7 protein-coding genes are annotated in these 7,196 nt (G+C 51.2%); 5 read left to right on the top strand and 2 right to left on the bottom strand.

The genetic code is table 11. From position 1 onward, the window contains the following. Nucleotides 1-469: 469 nt before the first annotated feature. From C4N24_RS14410 to C4N24_RS14395, 4 genes are all read left to right on the top strand, one after another. A complete protein-coding gene (locus C4N24_RS14410) occupies nt 470-1,150 on the top strand; it encodes a response regulator transcription factor (RefSeq protein ID WP_112091976.1) in 681 nt (226 codons plus the stop codon). Between the two features lie 9 nt (nt 1,151-1,159). Next, on the top strand, nt 1,160-2,197 hold the full coding sequence (locus C4N24_RS14405) for a sensor histidine kinase (protein ID WP_112091975.1): 1,038 nt from the start codon (nt 1,160-1,162) through the stop codon (nt 2,195-2,197). A 101-nt stretch (nt 2,198-2,298) separates the two neighbouring features. Beyond that, nucleotides 2,299-2,982: an ABC transporter ATP-binding protein gene (locus C4N24_RS14400; protein WP_112091974.1), complete on the top strand. Its 684-nt coding sequence runs from the start codon at nt 2,299-2,301 to the stop codon at nt 2,980-2,982. Continuing rightward, nucleotides 2,979-5,333: an ABC transporter permease gene (locus C4N24_RS14395; protein WP_112091973.1), complete on the top strand. Its 2,355-nt coding sequence runs from the start codon at nt 2,979-2,981 to the stop codon at nt 5,331-5,333. Before C4N24_RS14400 ends, C4N24_RS14395 begins: the two co-directional genes overlap by 4 nt. A gap of 73 nt (nt 5,334-5,406) precedes the next feature. Here the strand turns inward: C4N24_RS14395 and C4N24_RS14390 are convergent, their stop codons facing one another. Continuing rightward, nucleotides 5,407-5,655: a DUF6061 family protein gene (locus tag C4N24_RS14390; RefSeq protein ID WP_112091972.1), complete on the bottom strand. Its 249-nt coding sequence runs from the start codon at nt 5,653-5,655 to the stop codon at nt 5,407-5,409. A gap of 574 nt (nt 5,656-6,229) precedes the next feature. Here C4N24_RS14390 and C4N24_RS14380 point away from each other — a divergent pair. Next, nucleotides 6,230-6,496, top strand: a complete 267-nt coding sequence (locus C4N24_RS14380) for a DUF6061 family protein (protein WP_112091971.1) — start codon at nt 6,230-6,232, stop codon at nt 6,494-6,496. A gap of 163 nt (nt 6,497-6,659) precedes the next feature. Here the strand turns inward: C4N24_RS14380 and C4N24_RS14375 are convergent. Next, nucleotides 6,660-7,196 (bottom strand): MATE family efflux transporter (locus tag C4N24_RS14375; RefSeq protein WP_242983295.1); only part of this gene is annotated, 537 nt, incomplete at its 5' end.

Here is a 7,196-nt window from a genome sequence, read left to right as displayed (position 1 = left end):
AACAACTACATAAGATTTTATTTGTGAAAAAGAAAAATACCGCCCATGCAGCGCAGCGATGGATTTTGTCGGGTGAAACGGCGGCAAAATAGATCGGGTGTGTTGCGGGGCGGTAAAAATCTTCATGGGGAATAAATCCTCGCCGTTCTGTACTTTTCTACAAGACCGCGTTTGCGTAGCAATGAAAGCCCCAGTGGGGCTTTTAAGCGGCAGAGCGGTCTTGCGCAAGCAAGATGGAGGGGCGTTGCCCCGACAAGCTCGGTGGGATTTGCGATAAAGGGTATCATGGATTACGGCGAGCGTCAAGATGGTTTTACAAATTTTATTGCAGTAAAGCGGTGATAGTAGGACTTATATTTAACACACGGCAAGAAACAATTTCCGTTTCGCACATTGTAATGTTCGCAGAAAAAACTTATAATGCTTTTGAACCTGTAGGACACATAAAACGCAGAAAAGAGAGGGAATCATGAGAAAACTGTTCCTTTTGGAAGATGATCTGAGCCTGATCAGTGGGCTGACCTTTGCATTCAAGAAACAGGGCTTTGCACTGGATACAGCCCGGACACTGGCAGAAGCCGAGGTGCTGTGGTCAGACAGAAAATATGACCTGCTGGTGCTGGATGTTTCCCTGCCGGATGGCTCTGGCTTCGATTTCTGCCAGAAGGTGCGGCGCACATCCAACGTGCCGATTCTGTTCCTGACCGCTTCGGATGAGGAAATGAATATCATCATGGGACTGGAACTGGGCGGGGATGATTACCTGACCAAGCCGTTCAAGCTGGGTGTCCTGTTGTCGCGGGTCAATGCACTGCTTCGCCGTGCAAATGCGTCCAGCGCAGGAGAACCCGTACTGGAATCGGGCAGCATCACCGTCCGGCTGTTGCAGGGGCAGGCATACAAAAACGGAATCTTGCTGGAACTGACCGGCGCAGAGTACAAGCTGCTCTGCTTCTTTATGCAGCATCCGAATGCCGTGCTATCCAAGGAACAAATTCTGGATGCACTGTGGGACTGCGATGGGGATTACATTGACAGCAGTGCCTTAACAGTGTATATCCGGCGGCTGCGGATGAAGATTGAGGACAACCCCGGCAAACCGCAGATGCTGCTGACTGTCCGCGGCATGGGCTATAAATGGAATGGGTAAAGGTGCCGTATGAAAGTATTCGCAAACCGGGAGATCCGAAATTTGTTCCAAGCCGTGCTGGCGGTCTGGGCGGTGGCATTGGCTCTCACGCAGGGCATCGTATGGCATACGACGCATGTATTTTCTTTCGGGTTACTATTGGTTTTTCTGCTTCTGGGCGGCTGTCTCTGGGGCGTGCTTTTTCGCTATTTCCAAAGGCAGAGCGCGCTTCTGGAACAGGCAGTCCAGCAAATCCAAAGCTGTCTGGATGGCAACCCGGATGCACGACTGGACTGCGACCGGGAGGGAGAATTTTACCGTCTGTTTCACTCCGTTAATGCATTGGCGGCAGTTCTGAGCGCACACGCAGACAACGAGCAGCGGGAGAAGCGTTTTTTGAAAAATACCATTGCAGATATTTCGCACCAGCTCAAAACACCGCTGGCGGCGTTGAATATCTACAACGGTCTGCTTCAGGACGAAGCTGTTTCGCCGTCGGAGGTCAAAGAGTTTGCAGACCTGTCCGAACAGGAGTTGGACCGCATCGAAACGCTGGTGCAGAATCTGCTCAAAATCACCCGGCTGGATGCCGGTTCGGTCGTCTTGGAGAAGAAAAACGAAAATGTTGCTGAAATGGTGCAGGACATCGCGCGGCAGTATCACTATCGTACAGAGCAGGAACAGAAAAAGCTTGTTCTGTCCGGCTCAGAGGCGGTTACACTTTGGTGCGACCGTGATTGGATGCAGGAAGCTGTGGACAATCTTGTAAAGAATGCCCTTGACCACACAAAGAGCGGAGATACGATTCAGATAGAGTGGAATGCACTGCCGTCCATGGTTCAGATCAAAGTGCGCGACAACGGCAGCGGCATCCACCCGGAAGATTTGTACCATATCTTCAAACGGTTTTATCGCAGCCGCTTTTCACAGGATACACAGGGCATCGGGCTGGGTCTGCCGCTGGCAAAAGCCATTGTGGAAGCCCATCACGGCACCATTGAAGTAGACAGCGAGCTGGGAAAGGGCACGACCTTTACTCTGAATTTTCCGATTCCTACAAAATTGTAGGCTGCGTGTAGGCTTGCAGTAAGGTTGACGTGTTATCCTTTTCTGCACAGACAGAGATCATCCGTCTGAATCGAAGGAACCTGCAAAGTGAGGGATACACTATGGAACTATTAGAAGTCAACCATCTCTGCAAGACCTACGGCAGCGGAGAAACTGCTGTCCATGCGCTGAAAGATGTTAGATTTTCAGTGCCGAAAGGCGAATATGTGGCGGTCGTTGGTGAATCCGGCTCCGGCAAAAGCACCCTGCTCAACCTGATTGGTGGACTGGATACGCCGACTTCCGGCAAGGTGCTGATTGATGGCAAGGATGTTTTTGCCATGAAAGACCGGGAGCTGACGATCTTCCGCCGCCGCAATATCGGTTTTATCTTTCAGGCATTCAACCTCATCCCGGAACTGACCGTAGAACAGAACATCCTGTTCCCAGTGCTGCTGGACTACCAAAAGCCGGACAGGGCATATCTGGAAGAACTGCTGACCGTGCTGAATTTGAAAGACCGTCGGAAGCATCTGCCAAGTCAGCTTTCCGGTGGGCAGCAGCAACGGGTAGCCATTGGCCGCGCCCTGATGACCCGCCCTTCCCTGATTTTGGCGGATGAGCCGACCGGCAATCTGGACACCCAGAACACCAGCGAGGTCATTGCCCTGCTAAAAGAAACATCCCGGAAATACGAGCAGACCATCCTGATGATCACCCACAACCGCAGCATTGCGCAGACGGCAGACCGGGTGCTGCAGGTATCGGACGGCTGCCTGACCGATTTTGGGAGGTGCCGGGAATGAGCAGCACAGAAATGAAAAGCTATCTGAGCCTGATCCCGATTTCTGCCAAGGTACGCAGACGGCAGAACCGCATGACCATCCTGTGTATCGTCCTTGCGGTGTTTCTGGTCACGGCGGTGTTCAGTATGGCAGATATGGCGATTCGGATGGAAACCTCAAACCAGCTGAACAAAAACGGGAACTGGCATATCATGGTAAAGGACATCTCCCCTGAAACAGCCGCAGAGCTTGCCGCACAGGAGGATGTTGCTGCATTTTCGGCGTATAGCGACATCAACGCTTCCCTTACGGAAAACTACTTTGCCGGAGATAAACGTGCCGCACTGGTAGGAGCAGATGATGCAATCCTTCAAATCTTTCCGGGAATGCAGTGTAGCACTGCCCCGGCGGATGGCGAAGTGCTCGTGACAGCAAACATCCGGGATTGGCTGGATGTTACGGTCGGTACAGCGATTCCGCTGACGCTCCCGGATGGACAGACCATTTCGCTTACTGTCGCAGGTTTCAATGAGGATACCTCCGATGCGAACCAGTATGATGCTGTTGTGCTGGTGATGAACCGCAGTACATTTTCTCAGATTGCCGCACAGGTAGAAGAATCCTTTGAAACACAGTATTTCATCCAGTTCAAGCCACGTACCAATTTGCGGCAGTCCATTGTGAACATCGAAAACAAGTACGGAATTTCAGAAGAAAAAATCTCCGAAAATACTTACCTGATGGCGTTGAACGCAAGCAGCAACAACGATTATATTGTAGGCTTATATGCGGTAGCGGCTGTGTTGGCTGGCATGGTCGTCCTTGCCGGAATTTTTATGATCACAGGCAGCATCAACAGCAATGTAGCGCAGCGTACCAGCTATTATGGAATGCTACGTTGTCTTGGGGCAGGAAAAAATCAGGTTCGGATGCTTGTCCGGCTGGAAGCTCTTTTCTGGTGTAAAACTGCTGTTCCAGCAGGATGTGTGCTGGGAATCGTTTCCACATGGGGATTGTGTTCCTTTCTGCGTGGATTTATCGGCGAGGAGTTCAGCTCTTTACCAGTGCTTGGCATCAGCCCGGTCGGTATTATCTGTGGTTCCGTGCTGGGACTTATCACGGTTTGGTTCGCGGCATCTTCTCCGGCACGGCGGGCGGCAAAAGCTTCTCCGATCACAGCAGCAACTGGGAATGCGGTGGAAAATGCAGCGGATTCTCCGTGTCATGCTCGGTTGTTTGGAAGTCGTGCAGAGCTTTCTTTGGGCGTGAGCCATGCAATCTCGTCCAAAAAGAACTTGCTTCTGATGACAGGTTCCTTTGCGTTAAGCATTCTCCTGTTTTTGAGCTTTTCGGTTTTGCTTCGATGGGTTGGATTTGCGCTGAATCCGTTGCAGCCCTACACACCGGACTTATCGGTGGCTGAAACATCCGGGCAAAATGTCCTTGACCCGGTGCTGGTGGAGCAGCTGGAAGCTCTGCCGGAAGTCAAACACGCATTCGGGCGGATGTATTGCCCGCTCCCGGCGGAATATCAGGGAAAACAGGGGTCCATCGACCTGATTTCATACGATACGATACAGTTTGGCTGGGCGAAAAAAGACCTGATTGGCGGAACCCTTCCGCAGGAGCCGGAGGATGGCACATACCCTGTGCTGACGGTATTCGACAAAAGCAACTCCCTGACCGTGGGTGATACCATTCAGCTGGAGGATGCAAAGCTCACAGTCGTGGGTGTATTGAACGACAGCCCGTTCAGTAGTACCGATTCCCCGATTGTTATCTGCACCGAAGAAACCTTCCATCAGCTGACCGGGCAAAACCGCTATGCGGTGATCGATATTCAACTAAAAGATACCACAGCAGACGCAGCCATTGCACAAATACACACCCTGCTGAGCGACACGTTAAACAAGCAGGTTGTTTTTTCCAACCGAATCGAAGGAAATCGGATGATACAAAGCACCTACTGGGCGTTCCATCTGGTGGTCTATGCGTTTCTCATCGTGATTGCAGGAATCACCATTCTGAACATCGTCAACAGCATTTCCATGAGCGTGTCGGCACGAATGAAGCAGTATGGCATCCTGCGTGCCATCGGGATGGATGATGCACAGCTGAAACGCATGATCTCTGCCGAAGCTGGCACCTATGCGGTGTCCGGTCTTGTGGTGGGCATTGCGCTGGGTCTTGTGCTGAATCGGAAGCTGTATATCCTGCTCATCACCCATTATTTCGGTGCAGCGTGGCAGATGCCGTGGGGCTGTCTTGCCGTGATTGTCGTAGTCGTGCTGGCGGCTGTGGTGCTGGCAGTATATAACCCGGTAAGGCAAATCCTCATGCAGCCCATTACTGCAACCATCAGTGAATTATAAACCAGAACAACAGATGCCCACCAGCTTATGGCGAAAACCATAGGTCGGTGGGCATCGTGTTCTTTATAAGGGCTTAATCTTCCAGTCTGCCGTGGTCACACCTCAGCGACAGGTAGTGCTCCACCTCCCCTCTCAGCACCATCTGTGCATACTCCAAGGGCTTATTGTAGAGCAGCCAGTCCAGTTCTGTCCGTTGTGCCGGGGTGTTGCCGTATTCGTCCTCCACGGCGATGCAGTCAATGGCAAGGGTGGTGCCATCCTCGAACCGGGCTTCCACCCGGTTGGTGTCCATGTTGTAGCGGCAGGAAAGCAGTTTGTTCATGGTGAACCTCATTTCTATATCAAACGGTGTCTGTTCGGATGTCCTAAACCCTGCCATAGAACCGGTGTGTCATGTAAGATTGTTGTTTGGATAAAACTGGAAGATTTTGCACAATAAATACCGTTGAAATCCAGCTTTTGAGGCTGTGCGAAACAGCCTGTTTTGCCGGGCTGATTTTGGCGCTGCACACTTTTGCACATTTTCTGCACATCGCAAGGATGGATAACAGGTGCAAAGGCGTGCAAGCAATGCAAAGGATGCAATAGAATAACAACGGTAAAATAACGGCAATTCGATTAAAACGACGATTTGCTGTCAAATGATGAAATGGACAAAATGTGCTATTCGGTTCCTACGAATCAGTAGGCCGGGGGTTCGAGTCCCTTCCATCGCACCAAACCATGAAAATCCGAACCTTTTCTCGATAGGAGAAGGGTTCGGATTTTTTGTTTTCTTCGGAAATGAAAATTCAGGCTCTTCCCTGACGGCCGTGTGTCCGAAACCTTATCAAAAGAAAGACCGTATCACGAAGGTCACAACTGTAAAGGTGCCGTAAGGTAGAAAGGACACGAGTATGAAGTACGATGAAAGAACCTGCAAATTCAACATGGACACCGGCTGCGTGGAGCTGCTGCTCCGGGATGGAAGAAAAATTTCCATCGACTGCACCGGGGTCGAGGATGCGTTGGATGCGACCATGGCGCAGAGGTCGGAGTTGGATTACCTCATCTACAATGATCCGCTGAGCTACGCGGATTTGATTCTGAATGGTAACCCGGAGGAATATTTGAAGAATGTGGTCGGAGGTCATGGATCAGAGGATTTATCGTTTAGAGATTAACTCGATATAAGGAACAAGCCCACAGGTCTGCCGTATTTTTATGCGGTCTATCCTGTGGGCTTGTTTGCTATTATCGACTCATGATTGAATTTGAAATTTCAAGCACGACCGTATCATGTTTATAGGTGGTAACAACCATCGGCAGGCCTCCAGCCTTCAAAACTTATGCAGACGTTTGATTTTCGTATCGTTTAAGCCAGAGGAAAAAGCAGATGTTTAATAAGATGCCCACTGCGGTGGAGGTGGGTGCGGACAGACCGATCATCGTCAGGCTGGCGTTGGGCTGGATACTCATAATATACGCCATGGGGAGACGCACCAGCAGAGTCTGCACCAGCCCCTGTACCATGACCCAGAGCGTTTTGTCGTTACCGTTGAAGTAACCCACCATGCTGAACAGGATGGCGGTGGCGATGGTCTCGGGCGCAAAGCCCTTGAGGTAGGCGTAGCCGTTGGCAATGACAGAGGCATCTGCCGTAAAAAGGCTGGAGAGAACGTCACCCTTGCACCACACCAATGCAAATACGACGCAGCCGAACACCAGACCGATGCCAATGCCGGTGAACATGGACTGCTCGGCGCGTTTTTTGTTGCCGGCACCCACGTTCTGCGACACAAAGGACGCCATGGACTGCATCAGAGAACTGGGGATCAGCATGGCAAAATTAACGATCTTGCACGCCACACCGTAGCCGGAAGA

It is taken from the genome of Faecalibacterium prausnitzii (genome assembly GCF_003287405.1).
GTDB classification, from domain to species: Bacteria; Bacillota; Clostridia; order Oscillospirales; family Ruminococcaceae; genus Faecalibacterium; species Faecalibacterium intestinale.
This window is presented reverse-complemented; position numbering and strand designations above follow the sequence as displayed.

Bases quoted from the DNA above. Each gene is read 5' to 3' on its own strand.
- C4N24_RS14410 (WP_112091976.1), top strand. From the start codon at position 470: ATGAGAAAACTGTTCCTTTTGGAAGATGATCTGAGCCTGATCAGTGGG.
- C4N24_RS14400 (WP_112091974.1), top strand. From the start codon at position 2,299: ATGGAACTATTAGAAGTCAACCATCTCTGCAAGACCTACGGCAGCGGA.
- C4N24_RS14405 (WP_112091975.1), top strand. From the start codon at position 1,160: ATGAAAGTATTCGCAAACCGGGAGATCCGAAATTTGTTCCAAGCCGTG.
- C4N24_RS14390 (WP_112091972.1), bottom strand. From the start codon at position 5,655: ATGAACAAACTGCTTTCCTGCCGCTACAACATGGACACCAACCGGGTG.
- C4N24_RS14380 (WP_112091971.1), top strand. From the start codon at position 6,230: ATGAAGTACGATGAAAGAACCTGCAAATTCAACATGGACACCGGCTGC.
- C4N24_RS14395 (WP_112091973.1), top strand. From the start codon at position 2,979: ATGAGCAGCACAGAAATGAAAAGCTATCTGAGCCTGATCCCGATTTCT.